Here is a 16090-nt window from a genome sequence, read left to right on the forward strand (position 1 = left end):
GGAAGATTGGTTATATATATCATGAATGAAACAGGAGGGATAGATATGGCTTATATGGGAGGCGCTTATGACGTCATTGTTGTCGGTGCGGGTCATGCTGGATGTGAAGCTGCACTTGCATCGGCACGCATGGGTGCCGAAACGTTGATGGTTACCATCAACTTGGATATGGTTGCGTTTATGCCGTGTAACCCATCAATCGGCGGCCCGGCTAAAGGGCATGTCGTGCGTGAAATTGACGCGCTTGGCGGTGAGATGGGGCGCAACATTGACCGAACCTTCATTCAAATGCGGATGCTGAATACAGGTAAGGGGCCCGCTGTGCACGCATTACGAGCTCAGGCGGACAAATTCTCCTATCAGCATACGATGAAAGAAACGATGGAGAAGGAAGAGAAGCTGACGCTTCGTCAGGGCATGGTGGATCAATTAATCGTTGAGGACGGGGCGTGCGTGGGGATTGTCACTCAGACAGGCACCGAATATCGTGCCAAGGCCGTGGTCTTGACGACAGGAACCTATCTGCGCGGCAAAGTCATTATGGGCGAACTGATGTACGAGAGTGGCCCGAACAATCAACAGCCTTCGGTTAAACTGGCACATAATCTGCGCGAGCTTGGCTTTGACCTAGTGCGCTTTAAGACGGGGACACCGCCGCGTGTGCATAAAGATACGATTGATTTCTCTAAAACGGAGATACAGCCTGGTGACGAGAAGCCGAAATTTTTTTCATATGAAACGACATCGTCGGATAACGAGCAGCTACCGTGCTGGCTCACATATACTTCTGTGGATACGCATCAGATCATTAGCGACAATCTTCACCGCGCTCCGATGTTTTCAGGGGTGATCGAAGGGACAGGTCCACGTTATTGCCCATCGATTGAAGATAAAATCGTCCGCTTTGCAGATAAACCGAAGCATCAGATTTTCCTCGAGCCGGAAGGCAAGAACACAAAGGAATATTATGTACAGGGTTTGTCTACCAGTCTGCCTGAGGACGTGCAGCTAGCTGTACTTCGTTCCATTCCGGGAATGGAGAAGGTAGAGATGATGCGTAACGGCTATGCGATTGAATATGATGCGATGGTTCCGACACAGCTCTGGCCATCACTTGAGACGAAGAAGCTGCCTGGGTTGTTTACCGCAGGACAGATTAATGGAACATCCGGTTATGAGGAGGCGGCAGGTCAAGGGATTATGGCAGGCATCAATGCTGCACGTAAAGTGCAGGACAAGGAGCCGGTCATTCTGGATCGTTCGCAAGGCTACATCGGAGTTCTTATCGATGATTTGGTAACCAAAGGTACAAACGAACCGTATCGCTTGCTTACCTCGCGTGCGGAATACCGCCTGTTGCTTCGCCATGATAATGCGGATCTGCGTCTGACGGAGATCGGGCATGACATTGGATTAATATCTGAAGAGCGGTATGCTAAGTTCCTTCATAAGAAAGAAACGGTGGAGCAGGAGATTGAGCGTCTTCGTCAAGCGAAGGTGAAGCCGGTCGACGTGAACCCAGCTCTTGAGGCAGCTAGTTCTGCTCCTATTCAGGATGGAAGCAATCTACTAACGATTCTGCGTCGTCCAGAGATTACATTTGCGATAATTGAATCGTTATCTCCGTCTCCTTATGAGTTGGATGAGGAAATGAAGGAACAGGTCGAGATTCAGATTAAATACGCAGGCTATATCGAGAAGCAACTCGGACATGTAGAGCGACTACAGAAGATGGAAAAGAAACGCATTCCAGATAATATCGAATATGGTTCCATTAACGGATTAGCGATGGAAGCACGACAGAAGTTGGATAAGATTCGCCCAATTTCCATTGGTCAGGCGTCACGAATTGCGGGGGTAACACCGGCAGATATTTCGATACTTCTTGTTTACCTGGAGCATTATAACCGGGTAACGGCAGCGAAAGGATAGGGCATGGACGATATTCAGAAGGCTTTTGTTGAACGGCTCCAAGCACACCATATAAGCATCAATGAGCAGCAGCTTCATCAATTTGAGAATTACTACAAGGCCCTCGTCGAATGGAACGAGAAAATGAACTTGACCGGAATCACGGAGCGGGAGCAAGTTTATACGAAGCATTTCTATGATTCGATCTCGCTTGCGTTCTTCGTTGATATGATGAGCGTCGGAAAATTGGCCGACATCGGATCAGGTGCTGGATTCCCGGGAATTCCGCTCAAAATATGTTTTCCGCATATTAAGCTGACGATTATAGATTCACTGAATAAACGAATTACGTTCCTGAAGCATGTTGTGGATACGCTTGGTTTGGATTCCGTTGAATTGATGCACGGCCGAGCAGAGGAAGTTGCACGTAAGCACGGATATCGAGATGGCTTTGATCTCGTGACGGCAAGAGCGGTCGCGAGAATGGCAGTTCTCAACGAATTCTGTCTGCCTTTCACGAAAGTGGGAGGACAATTTGCCGCGATGAAGGGAAGCGACCCAGCAGAAGAGGTGAAAGAAGCTTCTCGAAGCTTGAAAGAGTTTAGAGGAAAGTTGAATAAGATCCATTCATTCTCCCTTCCCGTAGAGGAGTCAGATCGACACATTGTCGTGATCGATAAAACCGGTCCAACTCCTTCCAAATATCCTCGCAAAGCAGGTACGGCTGCTAAGACGCCTATCATGTAAACTAGAGCAGAGAAACTCCATGAGTTTCTCTTTTTTTTATTGAAGATGAATTTCATTGTTTCACGTGAAACAATAGATCACTCGACATATTCCTCAGATCATGGTTCGATAAACCATACGAGAGTTGCAGGAAAAAAGGTGAAATTGGAGAATAGAGTTATAGGACAAAAAGTGGTAGAATAGAATCGTAGATTATTATGATTGAGGGAATGAACTAAACCGTGTCTATTTTACGAGATAATACGGTGGGTGCTATTTCATCATTGGCAACAAATCAGTCATTTCTTCTACAACTTAATAGGTTAATGACTGCTTGGAGAATGTCGAAGCAGAAACGGAGCGTACTTGTAACGTACGGCAGAATGTTGGATCAATAACCAATAATATGCGGTATATAGAAGGTACAAACGGCTTGATGCAGAGGATATAAGCATGAAACCAGCTTATGCAGGAGTGTGTCTGGTCTACAAATGGGTTCTTTGGTTCCTTCAACGAATATGATAGAACGCCATACCCATCGTACGGCGTCCATAAATTAGTTGCTGGATACTTGGCGCCCTTGTTATCAGTCTACCGAATATACCGGTTTAACCAGGGTATCGGGATTCACCCCTGCTATCATGAAATTAGGTGGTAATATACGGAATGAAAGAACAATTTTCGAAGTTGTTTGGCTTAGCGGCAGAGCGGAACCAAGGGGATGAAGTAAAACATATCCCGGTAAACGAGGTTGTCAGCAGCCCATACCAGCCACGGACGATTTTTGATGATGACAAAATTGACGAATTGCTCCAAACGATTAAGACGCATGGAGTTATTCAACCTATTGTTGTCCGGATTCGCAATGGCACGTATGAGATCATTGCAGGTGAACGTCGCTGGCGCGCAGTTAAGAAACTGGGTCTGGACACGATTCCGGCCATTGTTCGGGAGTTCAATGATTCACAGGCAGCATCGATTGCTCTCATTGAGAATTTGCAGCGAGAGGGACTTACTTCGATCGAAGAGGCTGTGGCCTATCAGAAGTTAATTGATTTACATCAACTGACCCAAGAAAGTCTAGCCCAGAGACTCGGCAAAAGCCAATCTACCATTGCGAATAAGATTCGATTGCTGCAATTACCGGGGACAGTGAAAACAGCTCTAATGGAACGGAAAGTCACGGAGCGTCATGCTAGAGCGTTATTGTCTTTAGACAATGAAGAAACGCAGCTTAAGGTTCTTGATGAGATTATTACGAAGGAATTAAACGTCAAGCAGACAGAAGCGAGAATCGCCTTTTATAAAGAAGTAACAACGATGAAGAAAGCCAAGCGTGTGTCCTATACGAAGGATGTTCGGCTGGCCTTGAATACGATTCGACAATCCATTGATATGGTTACCGGGTCCGGGATGGCGATCAAGACAACGGAAAATGATCATGAAGATCATTATGAGATTGTCATCAAAATACCTAAACGCTAAGTACGATTTGAAGCGGTACGTGAACTGCCGCTTTTTCTGTTGATTCAGGAATGAGAAAAGAGACACAACACACAGCATGTATGGAACGGCTTCGAGTGTCCTGTTGTGAGCGCTCTTTTTATAAGATGAGGAACTTGAATTTATTACTAACTCATTTCAATCGGCGAATAATCTGGCGCTATTAACATACTGCTGGAATATTCACAAAATACATATGCAGTTCAATATTGCATATCATCTATTGCGACTACTTAGAAGAGTCTTCCTACATTGAGGTGAAATGAGTGTCAAAGATAATAGCCATAGCTAATCAAAAGGGCGGTGTCGGTAAAACAACGACTTCCGTCAACCTGGGAGCAGGATTGGCTTCAATAGGCAAACGGGTGCTTTTGGTAGATATAGACCCTCAAGGCAACACGACCAGCGGGGTTGGCATTAACAAAGCAGATGTTGCCAATTGTATATACGATATTATTATTAATGAAGTACATCCTAAGGATGCGATCTGCGGGACCAACATTGAAGGGTTGGATATTATTCCTGCAACCATTCAGTTGGCTGGTGCAGAGATAGAACTCGTGCCGACGATTTCCCGCGAAGTCCGATTGAAGAAGTCGCTTCAACTGGTGAAACCTCAGTATGATTACATTCTAATTGATTGCCCGCCATCGCTCGGCATATTAACGATCAATTCATTGACCGCTGCCGATTCGGTCATTATTCCGATTCAGTGTGAATACTATGCGCTGGAAGGTTTGAGTCAGCTCCTGAATACCGTACGCCTTGTGCAAAAACATCTCAATACCTCCTTGAAAATTGAGGGAGTGCTGTTAACGATGTTGGATGCACGGACAAATCTGGGAATCCAAGTGATTGAAGAAGTGAAGAAGTATTTTCAAGAGAAAGTATATAAGACGATCATTCCAAGGAATATTCGTTTGAGTGAGGCACCTTCTCATGGACAATCCATCATCACGTATGATCCACGTTCAAAGGGTGCCGAAGTATATCTGGAACTGGCAAAGGAAGTGATCTCATATGAGTAAACGTTTAGGAAAAGGGCTGGATGCGCTTATTCCTTCTTTGTCTATTAATGATGATGATAAAGTTGTTGAAATTCCGCTGAGTCAACTGCGAGCGAATCCTTACCAGCCGCGTAAAACCTTTAATGATGAGGCGATTCAGGAATTAGCGGAGTCGATTCGTCAACATGGCGTTATTCAACCGATCATCGTACGCAGCGTGCTAAAAGGATATGAGATCATTGCTGGGGAACGCAGATTTAGAGCGTCTCAGTATTGTGGTAAAGCTACGGTCCCAGCTGTAGTTCGATCTTTCAGTGATCAGCAGGTCATGGAAATTGCACTTATTGAAAACCTGCAGCGTGAGAATTTGAATGCAATGGAAATTGCAGTGGCCTACCAGGGACTAATGGAACAATTTTCCTTAACACAAGAAGAATTGTCGCTTAAGGTTGGCAAGTCCAGATCTCATATCGCGAATTTTTTGCGGTTGTTGTCATTGCCTGAAGAAGTGAAGGATAATGTTTCACGTGGAACATTATCAATGGGGCACGCTAGAGCGATCGTGGGAATTAAAGATCCGTTACTTGTGAAACAGCTTGCCAAACAGTGCATTGAACAAGAGTGGAGTGTGCGAGAGCTGGAGGAAGCGGTTAAGAACCTGGATCGCAAGCCTGCCGATAAAGCGAAGGCGAAATTAAAGAAAAGAGATCCTTATATTGATCACTTGGAAGAGGATCTAAGAGAACGTTTCAAAACGACCGTTAAAATAAAGCATAACAAAGACAAAGGGAAAATTGAACTTAACTATTACAGCAAACAGGATTTGGAGCGTTTGTTAGAGTTGTTGCAATAAGTCAGTAGTTGGTTGCATGAATAGTAACAGTGAATTTCCGTGATTCCTAACAACCAAAGACATGTCGATGTTCCATTGTTGGAACAAGATATGTCTTTCTTTACCTAAATGATGCATAAATGCAACAATGAGCGATGTTAATGTGGGGTTTAGTTGGAAATGGTGAAGGGGAAAGGGAAAGGGAAACTTGATGAAACCAATCATTTATTTGGACCATGCAGCCACCTCGTGGCCCAAACCACCTGAAGTGTTAGCGGCGATGGAGCAAGCTTTGCTGCATGCGTCTGCTAATCCAGGTCGAGGCAGTCATCATATGGCGGTTAAAGCGGCACGGATTCTGTATGGAACGCGTAGAGTGCTCGCTGAATTGTTCGGGGTGAAAAATCCGAATGATATTGTGTTGACTTCCAATACAACGGAAGCGCTAAACATGGCGCTGAAAGGATACTTGAGTGAAGGGGATCACGTCATTGCGACGATGATCGAACATAATTCTGTTCGAAGGCCGCTAGAGTATTTAAGGCGTACTCGAGGTATACACGTTGATTATGTACAGGTTGATGAAGAGGGACAACCGGATCTACAACAAATTAACAAGATGTTTCGTTCAAATACAAGGATGCTCGTGTGCAGTCATAGTTCGAATCTCTTGGGTTCTATTCTTCCTTTGCGTGAAATAGGAGAAATGGTAAGAGGCAAAGGGGCTGTTATGCTAGTAGATGCAGCACAGAGTGCAGGGACGCTTGATATAAACGTGGAGGACCTCTCTATCGATATGCTGGCATTTCCAGGTCATAAGGGGCTGTTAGGACCACAGGGAACGGGTGGGCTCTATATTTCACCTACGATTGAGCTGGAGCCAATTCTACATGGCGGTACAGGAAGTCAATCGGAAGCGATTGAAATGCCGACAGTACGACCGGATCGATATGAAGCAGGGACGCCAAATACTGTGGGCCATGCCGGGTTGTTGCTGGTATCCTGAAGGTTCAGGAATGGACGCCGAAGATGATCTATCAGCACGAATGGGAACTTACACAGCTGCTGATGGAAGGACTGATGCAAAACGATGATCTGCGATTATTGGGTCCAGGTCTAGGCAAGCCAAGAACGGGTATTGTATCTTTCGTGTCTGGCCAGTATAGCTCGTCGGAGCTGGCTTTTCGCTTGGATCGTGAATATGGCATTGCAGTAAGAGCAGGATATCATTGTACTCCTTTAGCGCATATGGCATCTGATACAGAGCAGACAGGTGCGGTTAGAGTAAGTGTAGGGGTGACGACCACACAAGAGGATATAAGTGTTATGCTCACAGCGATGAAGGAGATCTATAGCTAATGGATACAGATCAAGATAGAGAAGAGGAAGGAATAGCGCATGGCTGAATTAAATGAATTGATCATGGAGCAGCTTCATTGGTTTGTCATCTTGATGGTCATCATGATCTTGATCTTATGGATAACGGCAGCTGTTCAAGGAGCTAAATTACGTAAGATGAGACGCCGTTACGATGCCATGATGGCAGGTAGTGGAGTGGAGGATCTAGAAACATTACTCGTACAACTGAAAGTCCAGATGGATGAAATCGAAGAGGGCCAAGGTAACCATGCCAAAATGCTGGATTCCATATCTCGTAATATGAAGGGAATGAAATCCAAAGTAGGCATCATTCGTTATAATGCATTCGGGGAACGGGGGAATGATATGAGTTTCTCCCTGGCTATTCTGAGTGAACAAGAGGAAGGGCTTGTCCTGACCGGTTTGCATAACCGGGAGAGCTCATATGTTTACGCTAAACCACTGAAAGACGGGCAGTCCATCTATCCTTTATCTCCGGAGGAGAAAGAAGCCGTTACTCTTGCGCTGCAAAAAGGGTAGAGCGATTCCATTCCTTAATTCCGGAAAAGATACAGGTTGCAATGATATCAGACAGTCGCATTACGAGACTTAAACGGGTGTTCTGTAATACGAAGTATTCCATAAAGCCGCCGACATTGACGATGCCCGTAACATGGATATCGCCGACCGGCGGTAATTCTTTATGTACGCCGGCTCCTGGTTTAAGGGGACCGTCAGCCACCTGAATAGATCCAACACTAGTGGATTGGCCAAGACAAGCATCAATGCCGATGACAAAAGGATTCTCGAATTTCTCGTTGATGATATTCAAGGTGTCTTTCAGATTCATGGCATGAACCGGCTCGTCCAACGTTCCATACAGATGGAAGAGGGAGCTGTTGTACCTTGCCAGCGAAGTTCCAACGAGCGGACCTAAGCAATCTCCTGTTGAACGATCTGTGCCGATGCAGACGATCACCAGTGGACGATGCTGTGTCGTGGCGTCAGACAGGTGAAATAGCAAACGATGTATAATAGCAGAATGGATATTCGGATCGGTATGTGGTATTTTTAAGCTGGAAGGCTCGGGACGGGAAGTGAAATTAGATAGACGGTTCATAGAATCTTCCTTTCGTCTGCATTTGGTAGTATCAGTATATGGATGAATACGGGTTTTTATACTTGATGAATACGATTTGTATACACGGTAGTTGATCGGGTCGATGCAAGAGAGTTAGAGGGAATGAGAGAAGTAGATTTACAAAAGGAAGATACATATGGAGGGAATGCTTCGTGGAAGGGGCTATGCTGATAGCATTTGATTCTACCCAGCAGGCGCTGCGGGCGGAGATGCTGCTGGAATACGGGGAGATTGAGATCGATCTGTTTCCAACGCCGAAAGAGATTACAGCAGGGTGTGCATTATCGATTCAATTCCCGGCTGATGTGTTAAAAGAAGTTCAAGAGATTATAGAACAAGAGCGTGTGGAGATCCGGGGGATCTTTGTGCTTGATGTCAACAACACGTATATAAACATCGAGGAGTAACAGGAGGAGCATAGCATGAGGGGGACGGGCTTCTTAGCGGAAGGTGACCAAGATCTGGATAATGTTGTCAAGGAGGTCGGTAGTATGAAAGACGCAGTATGGAAGTGGCTAACCAATGAGGAGATGTGGATGAATGTACTAAGCTCAGGACTCCGCATTATCGTTATATTTCTTCTGACTCGAATTGTTATTCGCGTAGTTTATAGGATGATAGACCAGTTCCTGTTAAGACAAGAGAAAAGTCGTATTCAAGTCAATTCCCGCCGTTTCGTGACGGTAGGTGAATTGTTGAAAAACGTAACTTCATTTGTATGTAACTTCGTGATGATTCTCATCATCCTTTCGGAATTCGATTTCAAACTTGGCCCACTACTTGCGGGTGCAGGTGTGCTTGGTCTCGCGATCGGTTTCGGAGCACAGAGCTTGGTCAAAGATGTTATTACGGGCTTCTTCATTATTTTTGAGGATCAGTTTGCGGTAGGTGACGTCATTAAGAGCGGAGAATATCGTGGGACGGTAGAGGTTATCGGACTTCGTACAACGAGAGTGCGGGGGCTGAACGGGGAAATCTACATCATACCCAATGGTATTATCGCGAGCGTGACCAACTACTCTCTCTCGAATTCACTGGCCATCGTAGATTTGCCGGTGAAGAATGACCAGCAGTTGAAGGACACGGTAGCATTAATTCAAACGGCTATGAATGGGATTATGGAGCGTCGACCTGAGATCAGGAGCACGCCGGATGTTCTTGGTATTCAGTCCTTAAGTACTTCGGAATATGTAGTACGTATCGTGGCAGAGTGTAATCCGAACGCAAGAGAGGATGTAGAGCGCCAAATTTTTACAGATATTAAACAAGCAACTGAGGAACAAGAGGTTGAACAAGAGCGCGCTCAAGGTTGAAGTGGATTGTAATTCATGGACCGTGCTATATAATGAATTAATGATAGTTTAGAGGAGCGGGGGAGCGGTAACCATGGAACGGAAGGTATTTCAATTAGGTGATATCGTTCAGATGAAGAAACCTCATCCCTGTGGGAATAATGAGATGGAGATCATTCGCATGGGGATGGATATTCGGATTAAATGCACCAAATGTCAGCACAGTGTGTTAATCCCAAGGATCAAATTCGAGAAAAACATGAAGAAAGTGCTTCGTTCAACGCAAGAAGGTGAAGGGGCTGGGGAGAATCTTTAAAAGGATCTACTCCTCCCTCAACCTGTCTAAATGAATCAATGGCCAAGCTATTGACTGGTTGCTATTCCCATGATATAATCAATCTTGCTGTGGAAAGGTACCCAAGAGGCCCAAGGGGGCTGACTCGAAATCAGCTAGGCGTCGCAAGGCGTGCGTGGGTTCGAATCCCACCCTTTCCGCCATTAGTATCCATAAGATTAAATGCAAAGATCCCACTTGCCTACAAGTTGGGATCTTTTTGATTATGTATTCCGTTCATAATGAAAAAGGGCCCTTACGGACCCTTTTTCTTGTAGGCGGCGCTTGTGAAATGGAATCGTAAATCTTCAACACATTCGCGAACCTGGTTCAACAGGCTGTTCACTTGTCCAGTCGGTCAAGCTTGTGGCTTATCTCCTCAGCTTGCATAACGTGAGAATCTTAGGAAACCTATGCGTTGTTCTGATGAAACGTTCAACGGAACCACACCTCTCTCATGCACCGCCTGATTATAATGTGTGTTAGAATACCAATCCCTATTCATTCTAGGGATTGGTATATAAATCCAATAATGAATGATGAACAGATTATTTCGGCTGTACCCGTCGTTTGTTTAACCAGACGCGATCATCATTTTGGGTATTAGGAAAGGTGTCGCCTTTATTCATTTGGATTTGCTTCGGATTTTCAATGCCCATAATATGGTCTCTCACACCAACTTCCATATAAATTCCATTGTTTGGAGCTTTGTCTCCTCCACGAAATTCGGTCTGTTCTCCCATCTTGAATTCCTCCTCGTGATGAAGTATGGACTGCATGTATTATCATGCACGAACAGCGTGTAAATCATTGCAGGGAAGATGAGAAAGAGACGGTAATAAAGGGAAAGAGAAGCTTGTGTGCTGTAGCGAAACAACTTGCATCCGATCATCCGTTCTGGTATATTATTATGGTGCGAGTTAGGCTCGCTCCTTGCTCTCAACCGTGATTGAGGGCCGAAGTCCATAAGGAGGTGAAAGAAATGCGCAAATATGAAGTGATGTACATTATTCGTCCTGACATTGAACAAGAAGCTGTTCAAGCTACAGTCGATAAATTCCAAGGCATCATCTCCAACGGCGGAGAAATTACGAAGCATGACGTAATGGGTAAACGCCGTCTTGCGTATGAGATCAAGAAATTCCGTGATGGCGTATACGTTCTGGTTAACTTCAACGCAACACCTGAAGTTGTAGCTGAACTTGAGCGTCTCATGAAGATTTCTGACGAAGTAATTCGTTATCTCATTACAAACGACGTTGCTTAATACGAGTAAACTTAGTAATTGATTTCGTTCTAAGGAGGGGATTGGATTGTTGAACCGTGTCATTTTGATTGGCCGACTGACTAAGGATCCCGAGCTGCGCTATACTCCTTCAGGTGTTGCTGTTACGCAATTTACACTTGCTGTTGATCGTCCATTTACTGGACAAGGCGGGGAGCGCGAAGCGGATTTTATTCCGGTCGTGACCTGGAGACAGCTTGCGGAGACTTGTGCCAACTATTTGCGTAAAGGTCGTCTGACTGCTGTGGAAGGGCGCATTCAAGTGCGGAACTATGAGAATAACGAAGGTAAACGCGTCTACGTTACCGAAGTTATTGCTGATAATGTTCGCTTCTTGGAGTCAAACCGTGAAAGCGGTGGCGGCGGAAATCGTGAGGAATCATCTTATAGTGGCGGAAACAATAGCAGTAACAATAGCGGAAGCCGCAGTAACAATAATTACTCGCGTAACAACAACAATCAGGATCCTTTTTCCGATGAAGGAAAACCGATCGATATCTCGGATGATGATTTGCCATTTTAATACGGAAAGGACTGACAACGCATGGCTTTTAAACAAAGAGAAGGCGGAGATAACGACAAAAGACCGGCACGCCGTGGCGGCCGCAACAAGCGTCGTAAAGTATGTTTCTTCACTGTGAACAAGATTACTCACATTGATTATAAAGATACAGATCTTCTGAAGAAATTCATCAGTGAGCGCGGCAAGATTTTGCCACGTCGTGTAACTGGTACAAGTGCTAAATATCAGCGTGCGCTGACGATTGCGGTTAAACGCTCCCGTCAAATCGCATTGCTTCCATACACAACAGAGTAGTCTGTTGCGAACAAGCGATCCAGTCCATTAGGGCTGGATCGCTTTTTTTTGTAACGGGATATAGGATTAAACGTATTGAACAAAAGGCTGTTAACAATATGATGAAAATACGACTGTCTCTATACAAAAACACTGTCTCCCCAGGGCGAACATTTACTAGCAGTGATGAAACGCGGTTCTACGAGTATGTTGTAAAGCTTTTAAGTTTTAAAGCCCTGAAACCATGTCTGCTTCAAAGAGACATTGTCTATTCCATATATACAAAACATAGAAGGTGGATTATATAAAAAGCGGAAACACTATGTCGTATTTAACATGTAGATCGTTCGAAATAGGTGTTCTGCAAAAAAAGTTTCTTCTATTATATATAGTTATGCATAGCGAGTCTAAATGAACCGTGTAAAGGTGATCCATAACAGTAGTCTTTAATCGTGTTGGAAAAATAGATAGATTATCTAGATTGGCAGCTTTCGGTAAGTGGAGAAATGTCTATTAACTGTATACATCAACGATACTCATGGCTGCCTTAGAGAGCTAAAGAAAATCGTGTTCTATGATTACATATTGTTTGCGAAAGTTTTCAAAATTATGATGTCCACTCCAGACAAACAAGCATACACACCATGGAAGGTCATGGATGTTGTTCGACTTATTATGCATAATCCTCCTCGATTATCCAAACGATAAAGGAAAAGGAGGGCACTCACATGTGTAGAAGATTTTCTTTGTCTGCAGGACTGGATGAAGTGAGTAATCGGTTTGGAATCCAACAAGTGATGTATTACTATAAGAGCCGTTATAATATCAGCCCAACACAAACGATGCCAGTTATTGTACAGGAGCAGGGGGAGCGCAAGCTTGATGAATATCGTTGGGGGCTGGTTCCCTATTGGGGGAAGGATGCGGTCAATGCGGATTTGATCACTGTGGATCAAAATCCAACTTATCGCAAAGCGATTGAAACAAGACGATGTATTGTTCCGTGCAACGGGCTTTATTATTGGCGAAGAGTTGGTAAACGAAGCTATGCGGTGAGAACCGTTATAGGTGATCATGAAATGTTCGGAATGGCGGGTCTGTATGAGACGTGGCGCGATGCAAGAGGGACTGAAATGAGAACGTGCACGGTGTTAATGACTGAAGCCAATGAGGTTATTCGTGAATTCGATCAACGCATGCCTGCTATTTTATCAGAAGAGGATATGGGGAGGTGGCTTGATCCAGAGATTAAGGGCAGAGATGCGTTACAACCACTTCTGCGTACGTATAGCGGAACGATGCGAATCTATCCGGTTACTCCAATGGTGGCAGACGATACCCATGATCATCAACAATGCATCGAGGAAATGGATTTAAAACTCGCTTGGGTTAAAAATTTATAGTTCGCAAGTATGAAAATGAAAATAACAGAAGCTATTCGACAAAAAAGCAATCCAATTCTTTCGATTTGGATTGCTTTTTACTGTTGCAAGCATTTGGTGAAATATAGCTAACCTATGAATGATATATAACATAGAATCTGGAACCAGGCAGATGGATAGTCCAAAAGCTGTGTTGATGTCAATAAATATGACTCATATTCCTGGATTTAATTGGAGACAACCAATTCAAAACAAAAAACCTTAATGTTATGTCATTTAAGATAACATGATACTTACTGAGTAAACATTAATTATAGTTATAAAATGTAAAAAATACTTGAAAATGCATCCGAATCTAGTAAACTAAGGTATATCAACCTGATCAAACTTATCATTTACCCTCGAAAACGACATGAAAAACATGATTTTTGAGGAAAATGAAAAAAAGTGATTGACGTTACCTAATTTTACACGTATCATAACATTAATTTTATAGGCAAGAAGATATTGCTAGTGACTTTGGCACTAATTGACCAATGGTATATTTTCTGTAAATCTTTCAATTCATTTCACATCATGAGCGATCATCCAGAGAGTTGTCAAGACCCGAAATTATGCAAGGATGATTTCAATATTCGTCCTGATAATTTATAGCAACAACTATTTTAAGAGGAGGATTCGCATGAAGAAGAGATTGTCACTCCTGCTTGCAATCATGATGTTGTCTTTCACCGTATTGGCAGCATGCTCAAGCGGCGGAGGTACAGCAGAGCCACAAGATCCGGGGGAAAATGTAGAAACACCTGCAAACGATAACGAAGCTGGCGAAGATACAGAAACGCCACCAGCTGAGGGAGAAGACGCTAGCCAAGGGTATTTCCCGGCTGAAGACATGTCTGGCAACCCGACAGCAGCTAAGAACCGTACCGATACTTTGGTAGTTGGTATGACTGCACCAAAAGGGGTATTCAACCCGTTCTATGCTCAAACGGCATATGATAACTATGTGGTTGAAGTTTTATTTGACTCATTCCTGTCAGTTAACGAAGACGGTACTTACAGCAACCGTATGGCTGAAAGTGCAGAAGTATCCGAGGATGGCTTGACGTACACTTACAAGCTGAAATCAGGTATCACTTACACTGATGGTAGCCCAGTGAAAGCTAGCGACTATGCTTTCGCAATGAAGGTATATCATGATCCAGCATATGAAGGTCAATCGGATTACCTGAAATACAACATTAAAGGCGGTCGTGAGTACTACGAAGGTGATGCTACTGAGATTGAAGGTATTACTGTAGTTGACGATCTAACGGTTCAAATCGAAGTTACTGAAGCTACTGCACAAACCTTTGACGCTTTAGGTGGCGTATGGTTTGCACCAGAAGCTGTTTACGGCAAGGATTACAAGAAAGGTTCCCTGGACTACATGAATGATCTTCATGGTTCCCCGGTTGGTAGCGGACAGTATGTATTGAAAAGCTTCAAGCCAGGTGCTGACGTTGTGTTCGAAGGCAACGAAAACTACTTCCTGGGCGCTCCAAAGATCAAAAACGTAATCTTCAAAACAACAACAGAAGAAACCAAAATGGCTATGCTTGAGTCCGGCGAAACGGATATGGACCAAGTTACTGTAGATGAAGATAACATCGAAAACCTTAAGTCTCTTGGATTCATTGATCTGAATATCCAACCTACCAATGGTTATGGATATGTTGGTATGAACCACAACAGCCCTAAATTCTCTGATGTTAAGGTACGTCAAGCGTTGCTGTATGGTTTGAACCGTGCAGAAATCGTAGAAATTATCTATGGTGATTTTGCAAACGTCTTGAACATTCCACAATCCAGCGTTTCTTGGGCTTACACAACTGACGGCATCGAAACCTATGATTTCGATCTCGAAAAAGCAAAACAACTTCTGGATGAAGCTGGTTGGGTACCAGGTGCAGACGGCATTCGTGAGAAAGACGACGTGAAATTCAACATCGACTTCTCCGCTACAGCTGACAACCCAGTAATCGATGCAATGATTCCGGTTATGATTCAGAACTACAAAGAACTTGGCATTAACGTTGTAGCCGATACACTGGATTTCAACGCTATCATCGACAAGCGTGAGAGAGGCGACTTCGAAATGTTCTTCATGGCATGGGGATTGACACCTGATCCTGATTCCACGGTTTACTTGACTGACGGACAACAAAACGGACTTGGTTTCTCCAGCCCGGCGTACGATGAAGCGATGAAGAAAGGCCTTTATGCTATGGATCTTGAAGAGCGTAAAGCTGCTTATGCTGAAGCTTACAAAATATTGAACCAAGAAATTCCGGATCTGTTGATCTATCAAAGACGTGATGGATGGGTATACAACGGTCGCGTAGAGAACGTTAACATCTCTCCATACAAACGCTTTACATTCGATCTTTATCTGACAGAACTTTCTAACGAGTAGTCAAACAATATAACAGCAGGAATTATATGCTCAGCTCGCAAGAGCTGAGCATATCCACTTATATGCC

Annotated in this window: 16 protein-coding genes, 1 tRNA gene and 1 pseudogene; 16 read left to right on the forward strand and 2 right to left on the reverse strand. The window is 44.1% G+C overall.

All coding sequences use genetic code 11. From position 1 onward, the window contains the following. Nucleotides 1-45 precede the first annotated feature (45 nt). The 7 genes and pseudogenes from mnmG (at nucleotide 46) to JCM10914_RS09805 (ending at nucleotide 7878) form a co-directional block, all read left to right on the forward strand. Nucleotides 46-1932 (forward strand): tRNA uridine-5-carboxymethylaminomethyl(34) synthesis enzyme MnmG, encoded by a 1887-nt coding sequence (gene mnmG, locus JCM10914_RS09775; protein ID WP_023960177.1) that lies wholly within the window; start codon nucleotides 46-48, stop codon nucleotides 1930-1932. Between the two features lie 3 nt (nucleotides 1933-1935). After that, entirely contained in the window at nucleotides 1936-2658 is a 723-nt protein-coding gene (gene rsmG / locus JCM10914_RS09780) for a 16S rRNA (guanine(527)-N(7))-methyltransferase RsmG (RefSeq protein ID WP_023960179.1), read from the forward strand. A gap of 645 nt (nucleotides 2659-3303) precedes the next feature. Further along, nucleotides 3304-4122 carry a nucleoid occlusion protein gene (gene noc, locus JCM10914_RS09785; RefSeq protein ID WP_023960181.1) on the forward strand — a complete coding sequence of 273 codons (819 nt, stop codon included), beginning with the start codon at nucleotides 3304-3306 and terminating at the stop codon, nucleotides 4120-4122. Between the two features lie 284 nt (nucleotides 4123-4406). Next, complete coding sequence (locus JCM10914_RS09790; RefSeq protein ID WP_023960183.1) at nucleotides 4407-5168, forward strand: ParA family protein; 762 nt, start codon at nucleotides 4407-4409, stop codon at nucleotides 5166-5168. Beyond that, the gene (locus JCM10914_RS09795) at nucleotides 5161-6000 is read left to right on the forward strand and encodes a ParB/RepB/Spo0J family partition protein (protein WP_023960185.1); all 840 of its coding nucleotides are present in this window, start codon (nucleotides 5161-5163) and stop codon (nucleotides 5998-6000) included. Before JCM10914_RS09790 ends, JCM10914_RS09795 begins: the two co-directional genes overlap by 8 nt. 190 nt (nucleotides 6001-6190) lie before the next feature. After that, nucleotides 6191-7338 (forward strand): annotated as a pseudogene (locus JCM10914_RS09800) (aminotransferase class V-fold PLP-dependent enzyme). Nucleotides 7339-7377: 39 nt separating this feature from the next. After that, a complete protein-coding gene (locus JCM10914_RS09805; RefSeq protein ID WP_023960191.1) occupies nucleotides 7378-7878 on the forward strand; it encodes a DUF4446 family protein in 501 nt (166 codons plus the stop codon). On the opposite strand, the gene yyaC is transcribed toward JCM10914_RS09805, so the two are convergent. After that, entirely contained in the window at nucleotides 7853-8458 is a 606-nt protein-coding gene (gene yyaC / locus JCM10914_RS09810; RefSeq protein ID WP_023960193.1) for a spore protease YyaC, read from the reverse strand. The genes JCM10914_RS09805 and yyaC overlap by 26 nt on opposite strands. Nucleotides 8459-8643: 185 nt before the next feature. Between yyaC and JCM10914_RS09815 the strand changes: the two genes are divergently transcribed. The 4 genes from JCM10914_RS09815 to JCM10914_RS09830 all read left to right on the forward strand — a co-directional run bounded on the left by JCM10914_RS09815 (nucleotide 8644) and on the right by JCM10914_RS09830 (nucleotide 10269). Further along, entirely contained in the window at nucleotides 8644-8886 is a 243-nt protein-coding gene (locus JCM10914_RS09815) for a DUF3343 domain-containing protein (protein WP_036717646.1), read from the forward strand. A gap of 15 nt (nucleotides 8887-8901) precedes the next feature. After that, on the forward strand, nucleotides 8902-9792 hold the full coding sequence (locus JCM10914_RS09820; protein ID WP_023960197.1) for a mechanosensitive ion channel family protein: 891 nt from the start codon (nucleotides 8902-8904) through the stop codon (nucleotides 9790-9792). A 73-nt stretch (nucleotides 9793-9865) separates the two neighbouring features. Continuing rightward, nucleotides 9866-10087 (forward strand): DUF951 domain-containing protein, encoded by a 222-nt coding sequence (locus tag JCM10914_RS09825; RefSeq protein ID WP_023960199.1) that lies wholly within the window; start codon nucleotides 9866-9868, stop codon nucleotides 10085-10087. 91 nt (nucleotides 10088-10178) lie between these two features. Beyond that, nucleotides 10179-10269, forward strand: a tRNA-Ser gene (locus JCM10914_RS09830). A gap of 384 nt (nucleotides 10270-10653) precedes the next feature. On the opposite strand, the gene JCM10914_RS09835 is transcribed toward JCM10914_RS09830, so the two are convergent. Continuing rightward, entirely contained in the window at nucleotides 10654-10848 is a 195-nt protein-coding gene (locus tag JCM10914_RS09835; RefSeq protein WP_023960201.1) for a YjzC family protein, read from the reverse strand. Between the two features lie 239 nt (nucleotides 10849-11087). On the opposite strand from JCM10914_RS09835, the gene rpsF reads away from it, so the two are divergent. The 5 genes from rpsF to JCM10914_RS09860 all read left to right on the forward strand — a co-directional run bounded on the left by rpsF (nucleotide 11088) and on the right by JCM10914_RS09860 (nucleotide 16023). Beyond that, on the forward strand, nucleotides 11088-11372 hold the full coding sequence (rpsF, locus tag JCM10914_RS09840; RefSeq protein WP_023960203.1) for a 30S ribosomal protein S6: 285 nt from the start codon (nucleotides 11088-11090) through the stop codon (nucleotides 11370-11372). A 46-nt stretch (nucleotides 11373-11418) separates the two neighbouring features. Beyond that, entirely contained in the window at nucleotides 11419-11913 is a 495-nt protein-coding gene (ssb, locus tag JCM10914_RS09845) for a single-stranded DNA-binding protein (protein ID WP_023960205.1), read from the forward strand. Between the two features lie 21 nt (nucleotides 11914-11934). Further along, on the forward strand, nucleotides 11935-12207 hold the full coding sequence (gene rpsR / locus JCM10914_RS09850; RefSeq protein WP_023960207.1) for a 30S ribosomal protein S18: 273 nt from the start codon (nucleotides 11935-11937) through the stop codon (nucleotides 12205-12207). Between the two features lie 707 nt (nucleotides 12208-12914). Then, on the forward strand, nucleotides 12915-13589 hold the full coding sequence (locus tag JCM10914_RS09855; protein ID WP_023960209.1) for an SOS response-associated peptidase: 675 nt from the start codon (nucleotides 12915-12917) through the stop codon (nucleotides 13587-13589). 661 nt (nucleotides 13590-14250) lie between these two features. Beyond that, nucleotides 14251-16023 carry an ABC transporter substrate-binding protein gene (locus JCM10914_RS09860; protein WP_023960211.1) on the forward strand — a complete coding sequence of 591 codons (1773 nt, stop codon included), beginning with the start codon at nucleotides 14251-14253 and terminating at the stop codon, nucleotides 16021-16023. Nucleotides 16024-16090 lie beyond the last annotated feature (67 nt).

The organism is Paenibacillus sp. JCM 10914, from assembly GCF_001315105.1.
Taxonomy (GTDB): Bacteria; Bacillota; Bacilli; order Paenibacillales; family Paenibacillaceae; genus Paenibacillus_AQ.